Source organism: Chitinophaga sedimenti, from assembly GCF_023156195.1.
Taxonomy (GTDB): domain Bacteria; phylum Bacteroidota; class Bacteroidia; order Chitinophagales; family Chitinophagaceae; genus Chitinophaga; species Chitinophaga sedimenti.
On the sequence record NZ_JAKUKA010000001.1, the window covers coordinates 4310844 to 4331765 of the forward strand.

At 48.3% G+C, this 20922-nt stretch carries 26 protein-coding genes and 2 pseudogenes; 9 read left to right on the plus strand and 19 right to left on the minus strand.

The window, feature by feature from the left end; translation table 11 throughout:
- Nucleotides 1-78: 78 nt before the first annotated feature.
- From gmd to MKQ70_RS24630, 7 genes and pseudogenes are all read right to left on the minus strand, one after another.
- A pseudogene (gene gmd, locus MKQ70_RS42650) lies at nt 79-1175 on the minus strand (GDP-mannose 4,6-dehydratase).
- Between the two features lie 45 nt (nt 1176-1220).
- On the minus strand, nt 1221-2156 hold the full coding sequence (fcl, locus tag MKQ70_RS24605; protein WP_248074979.1) for a GDP-L-fucose synthase: 936 nt from the start codon (nt 2154-2156) through the stop codon (nt 1221-1223).
- 13 nt (nt 2157-2169) lie between these two features.
- Nucleotides 2170-2379, minus strand: coding sequence for a hypothetical protein (locus tag MKQ70_RS24610; RefSeq protein ID WP_248081893.1), 210 nt, complete (start codon nt 2377-2379; stop codon nt 2170-2172).
- Nucleotides 2304-2699 carry a UpxY family transcription antiterminator gene (locus MKQ70_RS24615; RefSeq protein WP_248074980.1) on the minus strand — a complete coding sequence of 132 codons (396 nt, stop codon included), beginning with the start codon at nt 2697-2699 and terminating at the stop codon, nt 2304-2306. The genes MKQ70_RS24610 and MKQ70_RS24615 overlap by 76 nt, the downstream gene beginning before the upstream one ends.
- Before the next feature lie 193 nt (nt 2700-2892).
- Nucleotides 2893-5244 (minus strand): GumC family protein, encoded by a 2352-nt coding sequence (locus MKQ70_RS24620; protein ID WP_248074981.1) that lies wholly within the window; start codon nt 5242-5244, stop codon nt 2893-2895.
- A 203-nt stretch (nt 5245-5447) separates the two neighbouring features.
- Nucleotides 5448-6185, minus strand: coding sequence for a polysaccharide biosynthesis/export family protein (locus tag MKQ70_RS24625; protein ID WP_248074982.1), 738 nt, complete (start codon nt 6183-6185; stop codon nt 5448-5450).
- Nucleotides 6186-6283: 98 nt separating this feature from the next.
- The gene (locus tag MKQ70_RS24630) at nt 6284-6988 is read right to left on the minus strand and encodes a response regulator transcription factor (protein ID WP_248074983.1); all 705 of its coding nucleotides are present in this window, start codon (nt 6986-6988) and stop codon (nt 6284-6286) included.
- Between the two features lie 337 nt (nt 6989-7325).
- On the opposite strand from MKQ70_RS24630, the gene MKQ70_RS24635 reads away from it, so the two are divergent.
- Both MKQ70_RS24635 and MKQ70_RS24640 read left to right on the plus strand, forming a co-directional pair.
- A complete protein-coding gene (locus MKQ70_RS24635; RefSeq protein ID WP_248074984.1) occupies nt 7326-8378 on the plus strand; it encodes a sensor histidine kinase in 1053 nt (350 codons plus the stop codon).
- 17 nt (nt 8379-8395) lie between these two features.
- Complete coding sequence (locus MKQ70_RS24640; RefSeq protein ID WP_248074985.1) at nt 8396-8770, plus strand: response regulator; 375 nt, start codon at nt 8396-8398, stop codon at nt 8768-8770.
- Here MKQ70_RS24640 and MKQ70_RS24645 read toward each other — a convergent pair.
- The 6 genes from MKQ70_RS24645 to MKQ70_RS24670 all read right to left on the minus strand — a co-directional run bounded on the left by MKQ70_RS24645 (nt 8754) and on the right by MKQ70_RS24670 (nt 11943).
- Complete coding sequence (locus MKQ70_RS24645; protein WP_248074986.1) at nt 8754-9020, minus strand: hypothetical protein; 267 nt, start codon at nt 9018-9020, stop codon at nt 8754-8756. The two genes, MKQ70_RS24640 and MKQ70_RS24645, sit on opposite strands and share 17 nt — an antisense overlap.
- Nucleotides 9020-9544: a capsule assembly Wzi family protein gene (locus tag MKQ70_RS43880; protein WP_248074987.1), complete on the minus strand. Its 525-nt coding sequence runs from the start codon at nt 9542-9544 to the stop codon at nt 9020-9022. The genes MKQ70_RS24645 and MKQ70_RS43880 overlap by 1 nt, the downstream gene beginning before the upstream one ends.
- Nucleotides 9519-10184, minus strand: coding sequence for a capsule assembly Wzi family protein (locus tag MKQ70_RS43885; RefSeq protein WP_248074988.1), 666 nt, complete (start codon nt 10182-10184; stop codon nt 9519-9521). The genes MKQ70_RS43880 and MKQ70_RS43885 overlap by 26 nt, the downstream gene beginning before the upstream one ends.
- 184 nt (nt 10185-10368) lie before the next feature.
- Nucleotides 10369-10761, minus strand: coding sequence for a hypothetical protein (locus MKQ70_RS24660; protein ID WP_248074990.1), 393 nt, complete (start codon nt 10759-10761; stop codon nt 10369-10371).
- 2 nt (nt 10762-10763) lie between these two features.
- Nucleotides 10764-11705: a hypothetical protein gene (locus tag MKQ70_RS24665; RefSeq protein ID WP_248074992.1), complete on the minus strand. Its 942-nt coding sequence runs from the start codon at nt 11703-11705 to the stop codon at nt 10764-10766.
- Nucleotides 11656-11943 carry a hypothetical protein gene (locus MKQ70_RS24670; protein WP_248074994.1) on the minus strand — a complete coding sequence of 96 codons (288 nt, stop codon included), beginning with the start codon at nt 11941-11943 and terminating at the stop codon, nt 11656-11658. The genes MKQ70_RS24665 and MKQ70_RS24670 overlap by 50 nt, the downstream gene beginning before the upstream one ends.
- 75 nt (nt 11944-12018) lie before the next feature.
- Here MKQ70_RS24670 and MKQ70_RS24675 point away from each other — a divergent pair, with 75 nt between their 5' ends.
- On the plus strand, nt 12019-12372 hold the full coding sequence (locus MKQ70_RS24675; RefSeq protein WP_248074996.1) for a cupin domain-containing protein: 354 nt from the start codon (nt 12019-12021) through the stop codon (nt 12370-12372).
- Between the two features lie 45 nt (nt 12373-12417).
- On the opposite strand, the gene MKQ70_RS24680 is transcribed toward MKQ70_RS24675, so the two are convergent.
- Nucleotides 12418-12702 carry a hypothetical protein gene (locus MKQ70_RS24680; protein ID WP_248074998.1) on the minus strand — a complete coding sequence of 95 codons (285 nt, stop codon included), beginning with the start codon at nt 12700-12702 and terminating at the stop codon, nt 12418-12420.
- A 172-nt stretch (nt 12703-12874) separates the two neighbouring features.
- On the opposite strand from MKQ70_RS24680, the gene MKQ70_RS24685 reads away from it, so the two are divergent.
- The 6 genes from MKQ70_RS24685 to MKQ70_RS24705 all read left to right on the plus strand — a co-directional run bounded on the left by MKQ70_RS24685 (nt 12875) and on the right by MKQ70_RS24705 (nt 17613).
- On the plus strand, nt 12875-13813 hold the full coding sequence (locus tag MKQ70_RS24685) for an NADP-dependent oxidoreductase (protein WP_248075001.1): 939 nt from the start codon (nt 12875-12877) through the stop codon (nt 13811-13813).
- Nucleotides 13814-13902: 89 nt separating this feature from the next.
- Nucleotides 13903-14073, plus strand: coding sequence for a WCX domain-containing protein (locus MKQ70_RS42660; protein ID WP_443657608.1), 171 nt, complete (start codon nt 13903-13905; stop codon nt 14071-14073).
- 86 nt (nt 14074-14159) lie between these two features.
- Nucleotides 14160-15266, plus strand: a complete 1107-nt coding sequence (locus MKQ70_RS24690) for a TlpA disulfide reductase family protein (protein ID WP_248075003.1) — start codon at nt 14160-14162, stop codon at nt 15264-15266.
- Between the two features lie 4 nt (nt 15267-15270).
- Entirely contained in the window at nt 15271-15693 is a 423-nt protein-coding gene (locus tag MKQ70_RS24695; RefSeq protein ID WP_248075005.1) for a hypothetical protein, read from the plus strand.
- 11 nt (nt 15694-15704) lie between these two features.
- Nucleotides 15705-16874 (plus strand): sensor histidine kinase, encoded by a 1170-nt coding sequence (locus MKQ70_RS24700; protein WP_248075008.1) that lies wholly within the window; start codon nt 15705-15707, stop codon nt 16872-16874.
- Nucleotides 16867-17613: a LytR/AlgR family response regulator transcription factor gene (locus MKQ70_RS24705; protein WP_248075010.1), complete on the plus strand. Its 747-nt coding sequence runs from the start codon at nt 16867-16869 to the stop codon at nt 17611-17613. Before MKQ70_RS24700 ends, MKQ70_RS24705 begins: the two co-directional genes overlap by 8 nt.
- On the opposite strand, the gene MKQ70_RS24710 is transcribed toward MKQ70_RS24705, so the two are convergent.
- The 5 genes and pseudogenes from MKQ70_RS24710 to MKQ70_RS24730 form a co-directional block, all read right to left on the minus strand.
- On the minus strand, nt 17614-18357 hold the full coding sequence (locus tag MKQ70_RS24710) for an oxidoreductase (RefSeq protein ID WP_308199159.1): 744 nt from the start codon (nt 18355-18357) through the stop codon (nt 17614-17616).
- Nucleotides 18332-18679: an oxidoreductase gene (locus MKQ70_RS39420; protein ID WP_282456694.1), complete on the minus strand. Its 348-nt coding sequence runs from the start codon at nt 18677-18679 to the stop codon at nt 18332-18334. Before MKQ70_RS39420 ends, MKQ70_RS24710 begins: the two co-directional genes overlap by 26 nt.
- 106 nt (nt 18680-18785) lie before the next feature.
- Nucleotides 18786-19016: a hypothetical protein gene (locus MKQ70_RS24715; RefSeq protein ID WP_248075012.1), complete on the minus strand. Its 231-nt coding sequence runs from the start codon at nt 19014-19016 to the stop codon at nt 18786-18788.
- Nucleotides 19017-19030: 14 nt separating this feature from the next.
- Nucleotides 19031-19900, minus strand: coding sequence for an MFS transporter (locus tag MKQ70_RS24720; protein ID WP_248075014.1), 870 nt, complete (start codon nt 19898-19900; stop codon nt 19031-19033).
- 281 nt (nt 19901-20181) lie between these two features.
- Nucleotides 20182-20861 (minus strand): annotated as a pseudogene (locus tag MKQ70_RS24730) (GDSL-type esterase/lipase family protein).
- Between the last annotated feature and the right edge of the window lie 61 nt (nt 20862-20922).

Here is a 20922-nt window from a genome sequence, read left to right on the forward strand (position 1 = left end):
TTGCTGCCTGCACTTTTTATTCTTTTGTCGTTCTGCTATGCTAAGGAAGCAGCCGGCTTACACCGGCTGCGTTCCGTCTTATCCAATTAAATGTTCAAATTGCGCTACTTCTTTCTTGCGGAATACTTCCACGTCCGCGGCAACCATTTCTTTTACCAGTGCGGGCAGGTCGTATTTAGGCTGCCAGTCCAGTTTGGTCTGTGCTTTGGTCGGATCACCGATCAGCAGTTCTACTTCTGTAGGACGGAAATAATGCGGATCCACCGCTACCACTTCTTTACCGATGGGCAGCACAAACTCCTTGTCGCGGCAGGCCGTTACGACTGCGGTTTCGTTCACACCTTCGCCGATAAATGCGAGCTCAATGCCCACTTCATCGAACGCCATGCGTACGAAGTCGCGCACAGGCGTGGTAATACCGGTAGCGATCACGAAATCCTCCGGCTTATCCTGCTGCAGGATGCGCCACATCGCTTCCACATAATCTTTGGCGTGGCCCCAGTCGCGGCGGGCGTCCAGGTTACCGAGATACAGTTTGTCCTGCAGCCCCAGTACGATCGCAGCTACGGCGCGGGTGATCTTGCGGGTTACGAACGTTTCGCCGCGCAGCGGACTTTCGTGGTTAAAGAGGATACCGTTGCAGGCGAACATGCCGTAAGCCTCGCGGTAGTTCACGTAATCCAGTAGGCATACAGTTTGGCTACTGCATAGGGACTACGTGGGTAGAACGGTGTGGATTCCCTTTGCGGAACTTCCTGCACCAGGCCGTACAACTCCGATGTAGACGCCTGGTAGATGCGCGTTTTGTTCTCCAGCTTCAGGATACGCAGTGCTTCCAGCAGGCGGAGGGTACCAATACCATCGGCATTGGCTGTATATTCAGGCGTATCAAAACTTACGTGTACGTGGCTCATCGCGGCGAGGTTATAAATCTCGTCCGGCTGCGTTTCCTGGATGATGCGGATCAGGTTGGTGCTGTCCGTCATATCACCATAGTGCAGTTTAAAGCGTACGTTTTCATCATGCGGATCCTGGTATAAATGGTCGATCCTTTCTGTATTAATGAGTGATGCGCGGCGTTTGATGCCATGCACCATGTATCCTTTTTCTAATAAAAGTTCAGCGAGGTAAGCGCCGTCCTGTCCGTTCACACCGGTAATTAAAGCAACTTTCATGGGTGTCTGTGTTTTATTGTTTTGTATTCGATGGTTAAAAGGTGGCTAATGGGAAATGAGCTTTTTAAGAAAGTGGGCATAAGCCAACGCCACTCCTTTAGGCAGATCTGTGCTGTGTTTCCAGCCCAGGCTATGCAGTTTGGTGACGTCCATGAGCTTACGGGGCGTGCCATCCGGCTTCGTACTGTCAAACACGATCTCACCTTCGTATTGGGTCACTTCTTTCACCAGTTCTGCTAATTCTTTTATGCTGAGGTCTTCACCGGTGCCGATGTTAACCAGTTCTTTTTCATCGTAATGCATCATCAGGAACACGCAGGCATCTGCGAGGTCGTCTGCATACAGAAACTCACGCTTAGGCGTTCCGGTTCCCCAAACGGTCACATTCGGTTTGCCTTCTGCTTTTGCCTCATGAAACTTGCGGATCAATGCGGGCAACACGTGCGAATTTTCAGGATGATAGTTGTCGCCGATGCCATACAGGTTAGTAGGCATCACGCTGATGAAGTTGCAACCATACTGATCGCGGAATGCTTCGCACATCTTGATGCCCGCGATTTTAGCAATCGCATACGGCTCGTTAGTGGCTTCGAGCGGACCGGTAAGCAGGCTGTCCTCACGGAGCGGTTGTGCCGCCAGCCGGGGATAGATGCAGGAGCTGCCGAGGAACATCAGTTTTGTTACGCCGTATTTATAGGCGGCATAAATGATGTTGGCTTCCATCATCAGGTTATCATAAATAAATTCAGCGCGGTAGGTGTTGTTTGCATGTATACCGCCCACTTTGGCGGCGGCCAGGAACACATATGCGGGTTGCTCGCTTTCGAAGAAGTCGTTCACGGCCGCCTGGTTACGCAAGTCCAGTTCGCTGGACGTGCGGGTCACAATATTGGTATATCCCAATGCTTCCAGTCTTCTGCAAATAGCGCCTCCCACCATTCCGCGGTGGCCTGCTACATAAATCTTATCGGTTAACTTCATTGTATCTTATCTATTAAGAATTTGAAAAGAGATTTCCCACCACGTCCATCTGATTATCAGAAATGGCCAGTTCTGCTGCGGGCAGCGTTGCGATCATATGGTAGCCCATGCTGTGCAGGGTAGCCTTCACTTTGCGCTTGCTCACTTCTACCAGGCGACGCTGACGCAGGGCGGGCAGGTCGGTAAGATCATTTTTGCGGATGGGGAACTGCTCCAGCTCCACTGTCCGGAACTCATCCAGAACCGGCGCATCATGTCTATCTCAGGATCGCTGATTACAGCGGGCCTTCCCAGCCAGTACACGAAGTTTACTACCCCTTCCGTTTGTCTTACTACAGACATGAGGCGCTCGGGGATGCGCACAAAAACATACGATTTAAAGAGCGGCTCTTGTACAATCTTCCTGCGATCGCTCCACTGGCTCTCTACCTCGTTCATCGGACAATAGCACTCAAGTTGTTTGCGGGCCAATAAAGCCGCCACTTTCTTTTCACATCTCGATTTGGTATAAACTGCATACCAGGCATGTGGTTCGTGATGCATAAGGTTTCTGTTTTTATGGTTATTCAAATCCGGGGTAATCAAAACGTGGCATCTATAAAGGCGGAAGCACTTAATGTGCAGGTTTTCAATAAAGCAATTTTGTTGTCTTAGCTTTTTTGGACATGGCTTCGCATGTTCAGTCCCATGACCAGCATGCTCCTGAAAATTTCTTAAGCCAATATTTTTTTATTTCCTACAGATTGAAAATTCCCTTGATGAAACTTTTTGGCTTTCCGTTCTTCTTTCGTTTCACTTCCTCGGTGTATCCGTATCCGTATCCATACCCTTGTCCCTGCACACTGTTCAGCTTTACCCCGTTGAACACAAGGTTCAATTTGCCGAGTTCCTTGTTACGGAACAATTCGTCGATCTTTTTCAGGTAAAGTCGCGGCGTTACCTGGTGACGCGTTACGTATAGCGTAGCATCGGCAAACGGTGCGAGCAGGCGTGCGTCGGAAACCAGGCCAACCGGCGCGGTATCTATAATCACATAATCGAACATGGATTTAAGATGGCGCAGCAACTCTTCCAGTCGTCCGTTCAGGATCAACTCCGTCGGGTTGGGCGGGATAACGCCAGCGGGCAATATATACAGGTTTTCGTTACCTTCTACCTGCCTTAGCATTTCGGATATATTGCTACGACCCACCAGGTAATTAGTAATACCCGGCTCGCGTGACACTTTCATCATTTTGCTGATCATCGGTTTGCGGAGATCGAACTCCAGCAATACTACCTTCTTGCGGATCAGGGAAAGGCTTACTGCCAGGTTCACTGAAATAAAGCTTTTGCCTTCGCCGGAGATAGAAGAAGTAACCAGTAGTGTTTTATTATCGCCATTTAGGCCGATGTACGACAGCGAGGTCCGCAGCGTACGGAACTGCTCGGCCACCAGGCTCCTGCGTCCGTCCGCGATCACTACCGCGTCGTTGCTGTCATCATACAATATCTCTGCCACAATCGGCGCAGCAGTAACTTTTTCGATGTCGGCCCGCGAAGTAATTTCGCGGTTCATCATATCTTTTAAGGTGATGAAACCTATCACCAGTACAACACCGGCGGCCAGCGCCATCGCTATCACCATCATCCGGCGCGGACTAAAAGGACCAGGGTCCGATTCGGCAGCGTCCACGATGCGGTTGTCCGAAACTGCGGCGGAATACGCCAGGGCCGTTTCCTCTCTCTTCTGTAAAAGGAAAGTATAAATAGCTGCCTTAATTTCTTTATCACGACTTACCTCTACCAATGCTCTCTCCTTGCTCGGCACGGTGCGTAGCATACTGTTGAAGCGGGCGTTATCCGACTGCAGTTTCACACGGCTTGCATTCAGGTTTTCGCGTAAGCTATGCAGGTTCTCGAGTATGCTGGGCGTAAGTTTCTCTACCTGCCTGTTCAGCGCGGTCAACTTAGGACTGTTCTCGCCGGTGGTCTTCTTCAGCGCCTCTATCTCCATTTCCGTTTGATACAGTTTGCTAAGCAACTCCATCATTACAGGATCGGATAAACCAAGCGTAGCCGGAACAATGCTCTGGCCGCCGCTCTTGCCTGTTATGTGCTTTTCGATGGCGTCCAGTACTGACAGCTGCATCGATGACTCACTTAACTGACGATCGTTCTCCTGCACACTTTCGAGAAACAGTTTACTCTGCTCGCCGATATCCACGATACCGGAAGCCGTTTTAAACTGCTCTACCTTACCTTCCACAGCGCTTAGTTCCTTTGAAACAATGTCCAGGCGTTTGGTAACGAACTCCATCGTGCTGGCTGCCAGCTTATTTTTATCTTTGATAGATGCGGCGGTATACACCTTCATCAACTCATTCAAAATATCTTCACCGCGGTTAGGCACCACGTCGGTATACTCCAGATTTATAACCGTAGCCATTTTCGAAATCGGCGTCACTTTCAACTTGGTAAGCAACTCTTGTGTAAGTTGTTTCTCATTGATGATGCGCACATGGTACAGTTTGTTGTCGTCTACACCCGGCTTCGCTGTAATCTTCATTTTGCCCCAGGGCGTTTGCACCGTATCGTTAAGATTATATGCTTTTCCGGCAAGAATCGCTTTGTTCTGTTTGGCCTGCAGCTGCAGTGTTACCTTTTCGGGTACTGCAGACATAATTCTTTCTGGCTCCGGGAACTGCAACTTCACAGGCGTATAGTCATAAGCCGGTATGTTGCGGATCTGGCCCTCTTCGTAGATGTCGCCGTAAAGGTTCAGGTTATGCGCCACTTCTCTTATAAGCGTACGTGACGTAAGTACCTCTATCTCGTTTTCAATATTCTTTTTAGAACCAAACAAGTCCATTTCCGCGAGAATGTTCGATTCTCCAAGGTCCTTAGAATCGTCTTTCACTAATAAAGTAGATGAAATATGGTATACCGGCGTAGCGTAACGGAGGTACAACAAGGCAGCGCCGACAGACAGGCCTGCTACGATGAGGAACAGTGGCCAGTAGGCAAGATAGCGGTAGCGGATCAGGGCTACCAGGTCAACCTTGTCTTCGGCTTGCGACGGTTTATTATGTGCGTTAACTTTCTGCATGGGATGTCCAATCCATTAATTATATGGTTTCTCAAAATATGGTTTCACATTCCGTTAAATGCGATGGCAATGTACTATGTGCCGTACTATAACTAATTATAACAACCTATCTATAACAATCACCAGGAGCGACAGTCCGCTCATCACAATCGGCAGTATCTGCCTGTTGCGGTCGGCGCTTGCAACTTTTGACTTATTGGGTTCTACGTAAACGATGTCGTTCGACTGCAGATAATAATAGGGGAAGAAAAAATGCTTGCGTCATTAAGATTAAGACGCGACATCACTTGTTTCCCACCGGTTTCGCGAATTAACAGTACGTTTTCTTTTCTACCGTATACTGTAATATCGCCGGCCATGCCAAGTGCCTCAAGGATAGTAATTTTCTCATTCGTTACATTCACGACCGTAGGCTTTGCCACTTCACCAAGCAGTGTTACCCTATAGTTAACAAACCGGATACTGACAACCGGGTCGACCAAAAGCTTCTTATCAGTAAGTTCCTTTTTTAAATAATCGGTCAGTTGCTTTTTGGTTAACCCCTCCGCTTTCACCTGGCCTAACATCGGGTATTGAATATTACCCTGTTGATCTACCAGGAACCCCGCGGCCGGGGAAGATGTCGTGACACCGGCAGGTTGTATACCTGTGGTACCGGAACTGTTCGGCACGTTATAAATGATCGTTTCTTCCGGATTGGCGCTGTTCACGTTAATCTGAAGGATGTCGTTCTTCTGTATCACCGGTTCAAAATCGCTGAAAGCGGCTTTGAGTGTCGTATCGCCCATGCTATTGAAGTATACAGCGTTCTTAGTGCTTACACAGGATGAAAAGAGCATTAATATCAATACAATCGAAAGTCCGTTCTTGAGGCTATAGTTCCCTTTGCTGAGCATTTTTAATATGGTTATTTTATCGCTTTCACGTTGCTTTCCGCTCACGTTTACAATATTAGTTTAAAGTGTCAATGTCAAATATTACTTACTACAGTATAAATACCAGTTAAGTGCCGGATGGCACTACTAATTGTAGTAACAGGCTATGCAAGATGCTTTATGCCAGCTACATACACATTAATAATAGGAGCGCTTAAAAGCAAGGCCACAGTGGATGTAAACAAATTGTTAGACCATATACGGGAGATGAGTTCCGATTTAGAGGTAACGTTTAGTTTCTGATAAACCTTCTTCAAATGTTGATTAATAGTAAACACTGTCACGAAAAGTTTATCAGCCATTTCCTTATATGAGTAACCCTCTTTCAACAAAGTGAGTAATTCGTACTCACGCTTGGTGAGTTTATCTCTAACACTTTCGAGCGGATCTTTATTAATATGATTGATGAGGAGATGCGCTGCTTTGGGCGACAGCGTACCACCCTGGTTCACTGCATCGAGAATGGAATGATAAATTTCCATCAGCCGGCTTGTCTTGATAATATACCCACTCGCACCTTTCATGATCGACTCTATCACATATTCTTTATCGTCATGACCGCTGAGTACAATGATTTTCGCGTCCGGGTAACACTGCTTCAGCTCCTGCATGCCCTCTATGCCTGATTCTCCGGGCAAAGAGATGTCGAGCAATATCACTTTCACTTCCGGGTCTTTGTAAGGTAAATCACGAAACTCCTCCATCGATCTGCAGGAAAAAACCACGCGGCATTCCTGAAAGTCTTCAAGGAATTCCTTGTAGTTATTCAGTTGAAAATGATTGTCTTCTATTATCCCAATATTGATCATAAAACGGTTAACGGCATTAGCGGTTATTCTCTAAATAATGGTTACTGTTTTCAATGTTCAACAAAAATAAGTCCAATTTTTGCAAGCTATATACATTATATGGGCTTTCATTGATGAATAATTAATTAACATTTCATATGAGTTATCTTATTATCAACCAATTGCCAAAATTAAAAATGAATAATATAAAATTTTATGTGTTGTGTCCGGGCAATAAATACCACAATTCAATTGTTTTTAGATACCTTCACGGTAGATGCAACTATCTTCCGGAATGTTCGGAAATCCATATCCATAACCATGTCTTAAGTATCCCTGTTGGAAAACCTACTAACAGATGAAGCCTGATAACCAAGTGAAGGTGAGCAACCTGTTGACTGGCTTGAGAGAGCCTGCGTTGCTTATTAACCCGCATACACAAGTCATATTAAAGGCCAATAAGCCTGCCGTAGCAATGTTGGGCGTTGATGACCCGGAACAACTTTCCGGCGCCGCGTTACAAACATATTACGACGGCCCTTTATATTCTTTTACGGAGGCCATTGTGCTGAACGGGCTGCGCAACGGCACTGCAGTACGCGTCGACTTCCGTTTAAGTCCGCTGAAGTTGAGCGACCAGGAGCTGTTACTCGCCATCGGGCGCGAAATAGCCACGGATGCAGATCTCAGGATACAACTCCATCAACTTGCCAAAGAAAAAGCTTTACAGGAAACCAGGGCGCACTTTATATCCATGACCTCACATGAGCTGCGAACGCCGATTACTGCTATCGCATCATCATTGGAACTTATGGAAGCCAAAATGCTGAAGGACGATGTGATGAGCGAATTCTACAATCATCAAATCGCTAAAATATCTACCGAACTGTTTAATCTGACTACACTGCTCGATGAGATCATGACGATGAGCAACCTCGTTTCGGATAAATATAAAGTGGTGAAAAGCGCGGTTAATGCGCAAGATGTCGTAACTTACTTACGCGAACAGTATTTTTCGGAACGAAAGGACGGTCGCAGTTTACAGGTAAAATGCACCGGCACCCCGAGAAATATTTACGTAGATAAAAACCAGCTGCATAAGATTCTTACTAACCTCATCAGCAACGCCTTTAAATTTTCCACCGAGGGCAATCCCTCTTTAAAACTGAACTACCGGAAAAAAAAACTGGTGATAAAAGTGCGCGACACTGGCATTGGTATTCCTACCAAAGAATTGCCCAACCTGTTTAACTCCTTTTACCGCGCCAGCAACGCCGCCAATATAGAGGGCACGGGGCTGGGACTGGTGATCGTGAAAACCTTTGTGGACAGCAACGATGGCACCATCAACGTGGAGAGTGAAAAAGACAAAGGCACCACTTTTACATTAAGTTTCAAATACTCGGAATGAATTAAAGGTTACCCATTATGACACACACCATCCTACTGATCGAAGACAACTTAGGCATTTCTGAAAACATGAAAAGCCTCCTCGAATTACACGAATACGATGTACTGACCGCCAATAATGGCGCCGATGGAGCCACCATGGCCAGAGCGCACCGCCCCGACCTCGTGATCAGCGATATTTACATGCCCGCCTGCGATGGCTATGAATTGTTAGATATGTTCCTGGAAGATGAAGAAATGCGCGATATCCCTGTGATCATGCTCAGTGGCCGCACCGAAATGGAAGATGCAGACCTGGCCATCAGCAAGGGCGCAGCGGGTTACGTAACCAAACCTTTCATGTTTAAAAGCCTGCATGCCAAAATACAGGCCGTACTCAGCGAGCGCCATTGATCAACCAATGTACCCCCAACATTACACCTGCATTATCTGTGATATCCCCGAAGTCAAAAGCCGCCGTGGCCGTGACAGATAAGCCGGGAACAGGCGTTTGGTAACTCACTTCCTGCATCGTATAAAACTGGTTCATCGAAGGAGATAAAGGTCCTTTATAATGGGTACCATAGTTTTTAGTGAACGTGAAGAACGTTTTCGCTGCTACATTTTCGCCAAACCCATAAGCACCTGCCAGGTGAAAGCCCACTACGCGGTTATTGATGATGTTCCAACCTTTCCCGCTGATATCGTCTTTATGATCGTTCCAGTTAAATGGCTTGATGTCGTCAAAAAGTAACTCCCACGGGTGCGGTTAATAAACAATGGTGTGCCGATAATCCGGCTTTGGTACTCCCAACCGGTTAAATACACGCCATTGTTATAATAATTTTCACGCACGTTCAGCGGGTAAAAATCATTCATTTGTTTAGTGTAGATAAATTCGGCCGTTAGTTTTTTGAGAAAACTTCCTTCCTTTTTATTGACGTACATGATCCCCAGCAACCGGTCGATATTGCGAATATCAATACCCTGGCCGGTTTCAAAAGGCGTTTGATTATACAAACGTAACAACATGTTATCATCCTCCCAATCCACGCCGCCTTCCACTACGCCGCGGTGATCACCGGGACGGTTAGGCAGAATACTATCGGTGTTGACCGTACCATCGTCGCCCTGCTTCACAAACACTACATTCAGGTAATCTTTAAAGGATGATTTGATTTTCGGCAAATCGGGCCTGTTGCCCCCAAACTGCGTAGTGCTGTACGCCGCCCCATACCTTTAACCGCTGCTTGCCGAGGCGCATATAAAAATTCTTTTCATGCAGATAGGCAGAGCGAATGTACTGGTCGCGGCCCATCCAGCCATGGCTGAATTGCCCTTTAAACTGCAGAAAACCTTTCGTGAACGGCACATCTATATAATCACTTATCGCGATGCTCAGTTTAGGAATGGGCAATGCATTGCCGCTTACTCCCAGCGAACCGCTGGACAGTTCCTTATCCATTTCCCCGATAATTTCTTCATACCGGCCTGCACGAAACTCCAGTTTCCGCCAGGCAGCCTTTACGAAAGCCTGTTCCAGCTGCACATTGCGAAAGTGGTTATTATTATATAGACTGATGCCATAGCTGATTTTGTAGTCATCTCCAAGCTCGTGCGCGTTAGAGAGCCGGAAATAAGTAGAAGCGTCCACCTTTTGATCGGTAATGGTGCCGTAGCGTTTGGCGCCAAGCCATAGAGGCTGATAGTCCTGCGTAGCGGCAGTGATGTTAGTCCCTATACGGATTTGCAACGAATCCGAAAACTGTCCTTTGGAAGATATGGTGGCAAACAACAATAGTGTTGCAATTAAAAAGGGTTGTTTCATAAGATATGCTAGTGGTGTACGGGTGCAAGTTTAGGGCCATCTTGGAAATTTTCGTACTACTTAAATAAGTATAAAAGCCATCATATTGGTATTATTCCATACTTAATAGAGGGAGCAGGTGCATAAAAAAGTAAAGGCCCGGTTTAAACCAGGCCCGTGCATACTTTTATCAACCATTATAATATCATTGTGGGGTCATCCAAACCAGTCGGGCTACACGACGGTTCCCATCGTCAATTTTCACGGTAACATAAATATTGCGGTCCGCGTCGTAAGCCGATATAGAAAACATCGCGATGTTATTTACATAGATATTGTTCTTACCCGGCGCGTCCAATACGGTACCCCGGTCAGGCATCACTTCATTGCCCAGCGCGTAATAAAACGCGTCGCAATGCTGCACATCACTGATCACACTCAGTTTGCCGGTTTTCGCCTTTTCAGTATTCTCGTGCGAATCGTTCATCAGGATATATTGCTTGCTGCCGCCATCAAGATAAGAGAAGGTTTTGTATGTATCCGCCGAAGCTACCTGCTGCGCAGCGCTGCCCCGGCTGGCGCGGGAAAACTCGCGCATTCTTACGCCTGGTAGATAGTGTTTTTAGGAATAAAGTAGTTACCTGTTTCCATACCGTTCTTATCGAACATGAGCATAGCGATATTGCCGGCATTGGTATTGGATTTCATCATACCGCCCTGCCGTTGCAGGCTTAAGTCCTCCAGTTCTTCCCACACGATGGAGAAAGAACCGTCCTTGTTGATGAACAAATCCTGCGGCACACCTTCGTAACCGCGCTTCTTACCGAACAACTCCATGCTTTTCGCATTCGCCTTTTCCGGGAACACCGCGCGGGCGCTGTCGGCCTGCATATCGGCGCGGGCTATGCCCAGGTAGGTAAAACGCTCGCGTTTATTCACACCCGCCGCCACAACAATATATTGCGCCGTCACGGGATTGTATTTCATAATAACACCTTCCGCTTCCATGTTCAGGGGAAACTTAAGCGGATGCACCGCCAGCTCTGTGCTGCCTGCTGTTAGTGTTGCCATTACCAGTTCGCGATCCTGCCTGCCCTGCTGCGTGGCGCGGCCGAGTAATACTACTTTCGACGGACCATTCACCACCATATCCCAGAAACCAAAATCCTGATAGGCGCCGGTGATATTGAAGTACGCGCGGCTCAACTGCTGGTGGGCGGCGCTGAAGTACAGCGCTTCCGTCCGTTGCGTTTTGTCCTCCGCGTTCGGATCTATTTTTACTACTGCATAATCACCCGTTTGCGGGTCGTTCTCGATAAAGAAATCAAGCCGCCCGGTGTTGGACATCATACTGGTGCGATATTGTGTAGCGTTAAGTTTTGTGAGTGTCAACAGCTTCTCGTCGCGATCCAGTTGCCCTGTTATGCCATTGATGACCAATCGGTATAACACGGGCGCCTTCTCGTCCAGCTCGCTGACAAGCAATGTAGCATTACCACCAGTTTCGAAAACCGTCGATGCTGCCGCGCTCAAGCCTGCCATAGGTCGCTGTGACCGCCTGCTGCACAAGCAGCTTATGGGCACTATCATATAATTGGATATCAATACCTCCCTCCATCGAAAACTGCAGGTACATCGTATTGCCGTTCCTGAATTGCAGGATACGCGCAAATCCCTGCTCCGGTTCGGAAAAATCCGCACCTTCCGCAATCGTGGTGAACTGGGCATAAGTGGTAAACCGCACACATAACAGCATGCAAAAGATCAGGGTCTTTTTCATAGGTACTAATAGGGACTACAAATATATAATTAATTAAATATATATCAAATTATATTTTTTCCTAAGTTTGATAGCATGATCACCAATACAAAAAATGCGGAACATTACAACTGGGGCGATTCCTGCGATGGCTGGCACCTCTTGAAAAACAATGACTTAAGTGTCATACAGGAGCGAATGCCGCCCGGCACCGCAGAACAATTGCATCTGCACGAAAAAAGCCGACAGGTATTTTATATTCTTTCCGGGGTCGCCGTCATGGAAGTTGAAGACGTACAACATACGCTCTCTGCGGGCGACAGCCTCACCGTAGCGCCGGGATCCAAACACCGTATTTATAATGAAAGCGAAGCGGATGTCCACTTCCTGGTAATTTCGTCGCCAAAAGCGCACGGCGACCGGGTTAACGTTTATACATCATCGTTATAAAAGGAAACGGCGGCTTTGCAGTATTGCACAGCCGCCGCCTGTTTCTTAATCATCCTCTTCTTCATCCTCGTCATCATCAGACTCCAGCCAGTCCATATATTGGTAGTACCAATCTTCCAGCTGCTCTATCAATGCCTCCTTTGCCTCTGGCTTACCCTTGAAAAACGCTTCCACATCATCAATTTCTGAAACGATGTCAATATAAGCGGTTTCCTCGTCTTCTTCTACGCGCTTAGCGAAAAAGCGGGGTTGCTCTGTGTGAAAAATATACTCGTTATCCGGATCATTGATCGGATCATCGGCGATCATAAACTTGGGTAGATTTGCCATGGTTTGTTCGTTTATCAATTTATACAAAAATAGGGTTTATGACCATCAAAAATGATGCGAAGCGTTGTTGGATTAAAAAAGTGTCATAGCAACAAAATACTGAAATAACGCAAACATATACCGCTCAGATAATTTATTTCTGTACAACTTTACGCTATAAAATTAATCTATCATGAAAGCGATGAAACTTACAGCCCCCGGAGGTGTAGAAAACCTTGTCCAGGTTGAACTCCCGGTTCCCACTATAAATGATAATGAAGTACTGGTGCAGGTAAAGGCCATCAGTATTAACCCTGTAGATGTGAAAAGCCGCAAAGGCAAAGGTGTGTACGGCAGACTCAAAGACCTGCATCCACTGATTCTCGGTTGGGACATCTCCGGTGAAATAACAGCAGTCGGCGCGGCGGTAAAAACCTTTAAACAAGGTGATGCGGTGTTCGGAATGGTGAATTTCCCCGGGCACGGACAGGCCTATGCGGAATATGTAGCTGCGCCTGCGGATCAACTGGCCCTGAAGCCGGCGAACATCTCGCACGAGGAAGCTGCAGCGGCAACATTGGCGGCACTTACCGCTTACCAGGCGCTGTTACACGCAAATATTAAAGCGGGCGATAAGATACTGATACACGCCGCGGCAGGTGGCGTAGGACATTACGCCGTGCAGATCGCGAAACACCCGGGCGCCGAAGTTGCCGGTACAGCATCGGCGGCCAACCGTGAATATGTATTATCGCTCGGTGCAGATACCCATATCGACTACCACACGCAGGATTTCACCAAAGAACTCCATGATCTCGATTACGTACTCGACAGCATCGGCGGCGATAACATAGACCGATCACTGGAAGTGATCAAACCCGGCGGCGCCATCAATTCCATTCCTACCGGTCTGTCTGAGGATGTAACTAAGAAGGCCGCAGCCAAAAACATAAACGGGTATCATACCATGGTGCAGAGCAATGGCGCAGATATGGCAATAATCGCCGGCTGGCTGGAGAAAGGCATTATAAAATCGACTGTTTCACAAACATTCAGCTTTTCAGACATCGCACAGGCGCACCTGCAGGTCGAGACAGGCAAAACGAGAGGGAAAGTGGTCGTTACTATATAAAATACAGGAAAGCTGTGTGTTTGCACGCAGCTTTCCTGTAATTAGTCAATTACTAGTTTTGTAAACCACTGCATCATTCACAGCAGATATTGAAGGAATATGGTGACCGGATGGTCATGCAGATTACGGTGGTGGTAAATTTCGAACCGGAGCGGGAATTACTGGGGCTTGGGGAGTGCGTAAAGGTGTTATCGCCAAGGCAATTAGCGGAACGTCTAAGCAAAAGATTACAGTCGGCCGCGAAACAGTATAAATCATAATGCCAGATTCACGGCCATAACTGCCAGCATCAAGAACAGGGAAGCGCCAATAGTCCCCGGCATGCATCTTTGTGCAAAAACGATCCATGAAAACACGCACCCTCTTTTTGCTTCTATTATTCAGGTTGATGCCGGCCTTCAGCCAGGCAGGCTTTACTATTAACGGCACGATTCCGGACACTCTTAACGGCCGGAAAATATACCTCTACAGCATAGACTATTCGGGCCTCAATACCGTAATCCGCGATTCGGCCATTATCGCCGGCGGCAAATTCCGATTTACGGGCAAGCTGGAAACCACAGGCATGCTGGCCTCCATCTACCTGAATGACATTCGGGTTTTCTTTGATCAGTTGATACTGGAAAACCGTAACATTATAGCTACAGTGATACCCGGCACCGCCAGCTCCAGGCCCGGGATGATTGTTAAAAACAATCCGCTGACCGGGCAATACCGCGACTGGCGCAAAACTACATCGGAGCCATTTGTAGCACAATATCCATTGATGATGAGGATCGATAGTTTATCAAATGCAAAAGCTGACACCTCGCTGATTCGTGCGCTGGAAGCAGAGGTGAAACGGATCGCGGCGGCGCAGGTACGGGCCGAAATCAGCTACATACGACAGCATCCGGAGGATTATATTTCGCTATTCTGGCTCTGTTACGCTATGCCAGGCAAACAATATGACACATTGATGAATCTATATAAAAATTTGTCGCCACAACTAACCGCGCAACCGGAAGCAAAGAAACTTGAGACGCGGCTCGCCGCCATGAAAGCGATTCGCCCGGGGGCCATGGCGCCGGCTTTTAGCGCGGCTACGCCTACTGGCAAAGCTATCAAGCTGGAAGATTATAGCGGAAAATACGTGTTGCTCGATTTCTGGGCCTCATGGTGCGGGCCTTGCCTGGCGGCTATCCCCAGGTTAAAATCCGCCTATGAAAAGTATCATCCGCAGGGATTGGAAATACTGGGCATTTCGCTGGATGAGGACAAGCCGAAATGGGAAGCGGCCATTGCCAAATACCAATTAAACTGGGCGCACATTTCAGAACTGAAGGGATGGAAGGGAGCAATATCGCGCCAGTATGATGTTCATGCAATTCCGGCATCAATCCTCCCGGATAAGGCAGGTAAAATTGTCGCGGTGAATCCTGATATGAATGACCTCTCATCTTACTTAAAATAAGTGTATGCGGAAACGTCAATCCTTTTTTATCGTTTGCATGTTTTGCAGCCCGGTGGTCAACGCACAGCCTATGCAGGAAACACATCTTACAAACGGCGGTATTTATTTCACCATAAAAAATACGTTCACCCGTCCTGTTATAGACAGCCCGGGACGCCCGATGCATCGTCTGCATGTGTTTGGCGATTCACTCACCGTTACCGCGGCGGACATACAGGGGTTTATATTCCGGCGGGTAAGCGGCGGCTGGCTTAATGGCGGTATTCCGACTGCATCGCACGTACCGTATGCCGATATACAGGTATTCATCTCGCGGAACGACAGTATTATGCAGCGCTGGACACAGATCCGGCAATTGCCGGCTTTTACGGACAATGAAATTGTACATGCACAGGACACTGGCCGCAAGGCCCGGGTAATGTGTTAATCCGGGAGCTGTTGAAAAATGGCGATACCATGCGGCTGGCGCTGCGGGTACCGGGACATTCAGCTTTCGGGGAAATCCATTTTGTAAAAAAGGAGTGGGATGTACAGCCCTACCTGCGGGGATTTCGGGCGGTGCCCAATGAAAACCACACTACGGCGCGGGCCGCGCTGGCGAACATGAATCGAATGAGTTACGCAGGCTGGCCTGGGATTGGCACAGGGCCTCATGGAGAAACATATGCGCACAATATGCACTTCACCCTGTATTTCCGGCCACAGGCAACACCCGGTGATTCCATTTTTGAATATCGTCTATGGCGCAACAATAAAACAAAAGGCTGGTTCAAAGGACATGAGGTGTTATCACTGGGTCGATTGAAACCCGGCAGCGCCTATGTACTACAGGTACGTTTTGCAAAAAATCCCGAACACGGCTCTATCTACAGCTTCAAAACACAGCCGGAGCCCTGGCAGGAAAATATCTGGGTACGCATCATCGGCAGTCTGTTACTCGCAACATTGCTAACACTCACATTTTTGGCCATCCGGTTCGTAGTAACGAAACGACGCGCAGACCGCTACCGGCTCGAAACCCGCGCTCTTTATGCACAAATGAATCCACATTTCCTGTTTAACGCCCTCAGCACTATACAGGGACTGATGAACGACGCGCAAATCGAAAAGGCGAACCACTACCTGAATGGCTTTGCATCATTGATGCGCGGCACCATCCAGATGGGCAGTAAAGAAATGGTTCCATTCGCCATAGAATTAAAAAACCTGGAGCATTATATCCATCTTGAAAAAATGCGTTTTAATTTTCAATATGAGTCAGCAGCTGACCCGCACATCCCCATAAACGAGCTGGAAGTGCCGCCATTACTAGCGCAACCACTGATTGAAAATGCAGTGAAACATGGCATTGCCGGTAAACGTGAAAAAGGCATCCTGCTGGTAAAGCTGTATCGCGAGGGCAAAGACCTGCTCATGGTTATCAGCGACAATGGCAAAGGGTTTGACGTAAAAGCCGCTACTGCGGGCTACGGCCTGCAACTGACGCGGGAACGGATTAATTTGTTCAACAAGCGATATGGTTCGCGCAAGATCGAATTGCAAACGCGCTCGGACCGGGATGGCACTACAACTGTTCTTCATTATAAAAACTGGCTGCAACATGATTAAAGCGGTGATCATAGATGATGAGCCCATCAACATTATTAACCTGCAACGCCTGTTGCAGCAATACTGCCCAACTGTACTGGTCGTGCAAACTGCGACCAGCGCCGATGAGGGCGCGGAGGTAATTCGCCGGCAGCAGCCCGACCTGGTATTCCTGGACATCCAGATGCCGGACAAAAGCGGACTTGATTTATTAAAATCGCTTCCAGCGCCGGAATTCGAGCTGATATTGGTAACAGCGTACGATCAATATGGCATACAGGCGGTAAAATTCTCCGCCATCGATTATCTGCTAAAACCGGTAAATGTAGAGGAGTTACAAACTGCCGTGGAAAAAGCAGGTATAAGAATTATCGAAAAACAGCAACACCAAAGGTTACATAACCTGCTGCACTTGTTGCGCCAGGGACCGCAGCGGGACGAACACCGGCTGGCGCTACCCTCCCTGAAAGAAACCCGTTTTGTATACACAAAAGAAATTATTCGTTGCGAAAGTAGTAACAGCTACACAACTTTTCATCTTGATAATGGGGAGAAACTAATAGTATCCGTGTCTATTTACGAATATGATGAAATGCTGACTCCATACGGGTTTATTCGCTGCCATCAGTCACACCTGGTGAACAGTCGTTTTGTGAAAAGTATGGTAAAAGAATCCGGTGGATACCTGTTGCTGCACGATGGCACGCAGATACCCGTATCAAGATATAAGAAAGATTTTGTCCGGAATGCCCTGTTATGATCAACGTGGTTTTGCGCGTTCGTACTGCACCGGCCATGGTACATCTACGCCCAGTTCGCCGGCCGCATGCAGCGGAAAATAAGGATCGCGCAACAACTCACGGGCAATAAAAATGAGATCTGCCGTACCGTTTGCCACCAGCTCCTCCGATTGCGCAGCAGTAGTGATGAGGCCAACCGCACCGGTACGCATGCCCGTCTCCCGGCGGATGCGGGCCGCAAACGGCGCCTGGTAACCTGGCCCAAGCGGGATTTTTACGCCCAATGCAAGTCCACCGGTGGACACATCGATCAGGTCAACACCTTTTGTTTTCAATATAACTGCGAGCTGCACGGATTCATCGGCATTCCAGCCGCCATCGACCCAGTCTGTAGCAGAAATACGGACGAAGATCGGGAGGTTTTCCGGCCACTCGGTTTGAACAGCAGATATAACGTCTAAGAGCAAACGAATCCTGTTATCGAAGCTGCCGCCATATTCATCGGTGCGCTTGTTACTGAGGGGCGACAGGAACTGATGCAGCAGGTAACCATGTGCAGCGTGCAGTTCTATCACTTTAAATCCTGCCTTAAGTGCGCGACGGGCAGCGTGTTTAAAATCACTGATCACTTTTTGAATACCGGCGGCATCGAGCGCCAGTGGCGGCGCGTCAGCGGGATTAAAGGGAACGGCGCTTGGCGCCACAGGCAACCAGCCACCATCGAGCGGACTAACAACTTTACCGCCTTTCCAGGCAGAAGCCACACTGGCTTTGCGGCCCGCATGTGCAAGCTGAATACAGGCACTGCGCCATGCTCTTCAAAAAAACGTTGATATCCGCAAGCTTTTCGATGTGCTCCTCTTTCCAGATACCCAGATCATCCGGCGAAATTCGGCCTTCGGGCGATATGGCCGTAGCCTCGGTGATAATCAGTCCGGCCCCACCTACAGCACGGCTTCCCAGGTGTACGAGGTGCCAGTGGTTGGCGAATCCATCCACTGAAGAATATTCGCACATAGGCGATACCGTAATGCGGTTGCGAAAGGTGACAGATTTTATAGTAAGTGGTGAGAAGAGCTGCGACATGGCCTTTTATTTTATCGCGACAAATATCGTACTTAAAACGTATTCAACGCGCGAGCTGCCTCAGCCGCCGACACTTAAAAAAGGCGGCGCCAGGCCACCCTTTACATTAGTTTGCTAACTTCCGCTGTAGATTATTTCGCCAGGCAAGCCCCACACATAACAATACGCCAACACCGGCGAGCCCGGCGCCCACATATTCGGGCGACGTGTAACCGTAACCGGCAGCGATAGGTAATCCACCAAGATACGCACCCAGGGCATTCCCCATATTCGCGCTGGCCTGCAGGGATGCAGAAGCAAGCATTTCGGAACCTTTGGCCGCGTTGATCATCAACATTTGCATAGGAGCAATTACCGCAAAGGCCGGGCACCCGTTACAAAAGTCATGACGATCGCCGCAGGCTGGTATTGTGTTACAAAGGAAACGATCATAAGCGATACGATCATGGCCGTAAGCAGTAAGCCTGTAGTGAGCAATGGTGAAAAACGGTCGGCCAGCCGGCCGCCGAGGAAATTACCAACCGCCATCCCTACCCCGGCGATGATCATAATTACCGGTACAAAAGCAGGATCGAAGCGGCCTACCTCCGTCATCAGTGGGGCAATGTAGCTGATCCAGGCAAAAAGACCGCCCGTACCTATCGCTGACACGCCAATAATGATCCGGGGCTCGGGTTTACCAAATGCCTTCATGCTTTCGAGAAAGCTGCCATTGGAAGTAGCCGGCAAATCAGGCATCCAGCTTTTGATGCTGCCGGCCGCTGTGAGCGCCAGTACACCTACAATAGCAAATGAAATGCGCCAGCTCAGGTTATGCCCGATAGCGGTACCGATAGGCACCGCCACAATATTAGCAATGGTGAGCCCGGCGAACATCACGGCCACAGACCTGGCTTCACGGCCGGGATCCGCAAGCCTGCTGGCCACTACCGCCCCAATGCCAAAAAAGGCGCCGTGCGGAAGGCCGGAAAAGAGCCGGGCAACGAGCAGCAACTCGTAATTGGGTGCCAGGGCGAACGCAGTATTAAATACCGCGAACAGCAACATCAACACCATTAAAACTTTTTTAGGGGGATAATTGGCCGCAAAGCCAACCATGAGCGGCGCCCCGATCACCACTCCCGGGGCATACGCCGAAATGAGGTGACCGGCTTCGGGAATGCTGATGTTTAACGTGCGGGAAACGTCCGGCAGCACGCCCATCATCATAAATTCCGCCATTCCTATACTTAATCCGCCAAGCGTAAGGGTGAGCAGACTTTTTTAACCATGTTCGCAGTTCCTGTTTTTTTCAGGGCGCAAGTTACCACAAATTGGCGGCAGCGGGTAGTACAATTCGCACATTTGATGGCACAGCAAACCGGTACAGCTTTGCTAAAACAATGAATAGGTCAATATGTTGAAAAAAACACGACGGGGAACTTTTCCTATGGTTGCACTTCCCGTAAATAAAAAGCCCACTGCACATCTGCACAGCGGGCGATATTTAACGGGTTTCATGATCAGAGGTAAGGTTTCAGCAGACCAGCCCACAACTTGTAGCCTTCCGCATTCAGATGGAGGCCATCCATCGTCAGTTCTTTTTTGAGCTTCCCTTCACTGTCCTGGAACGGTTTATTCAGTTCGATGAGAGTAGCGCCGGCTTCCGCGGCTATTTTACGATAACCTTCGTTCAATGCGGCAATATGCTCATCTTTATTATAATGATTCTTGAATTGTGTAAACGTGTTGTTTACGGGCAGCATCGTTTGTACATAAATTTTCGTTTTAGGCGATTCTTTTTTATGCGGTGCACGATTTCCCGGTAATTATTGATAATGATGCTATCCGGCGTATTCCATTGAATATCATTGATCCCGATCAAAATAAAAACTTTTGCCGGCTTGCCTTCGGTTACTTCGTCGAGCCGGCCGAGAATACCAAACGTAATATCGCCGGAAATACCGCGATTACGGCAATTGGGGTTGCCAAGCAATTCTGCCCAGTCTGTACCCGCAGTAATGCTGTTACCGAGGAAAATAATGTCTTTGGACGAATTTGGATAGCTCCTGAACTGACCGGTTTTTAACGCGTAACTACCGGGACGGTAAGCCGGGTTCCAGCCGGTTTGAACGGCCTGCTGCGCGCTGGTCACCTGCCAGCCAGCTAATATCAGCAACGCTACCAGCAATGCTTTTCTCATGACGTGTTACTTTTATATCTGCCTAAAATAGTAATTTTTGTTGACGGATGGTAGAATCAAT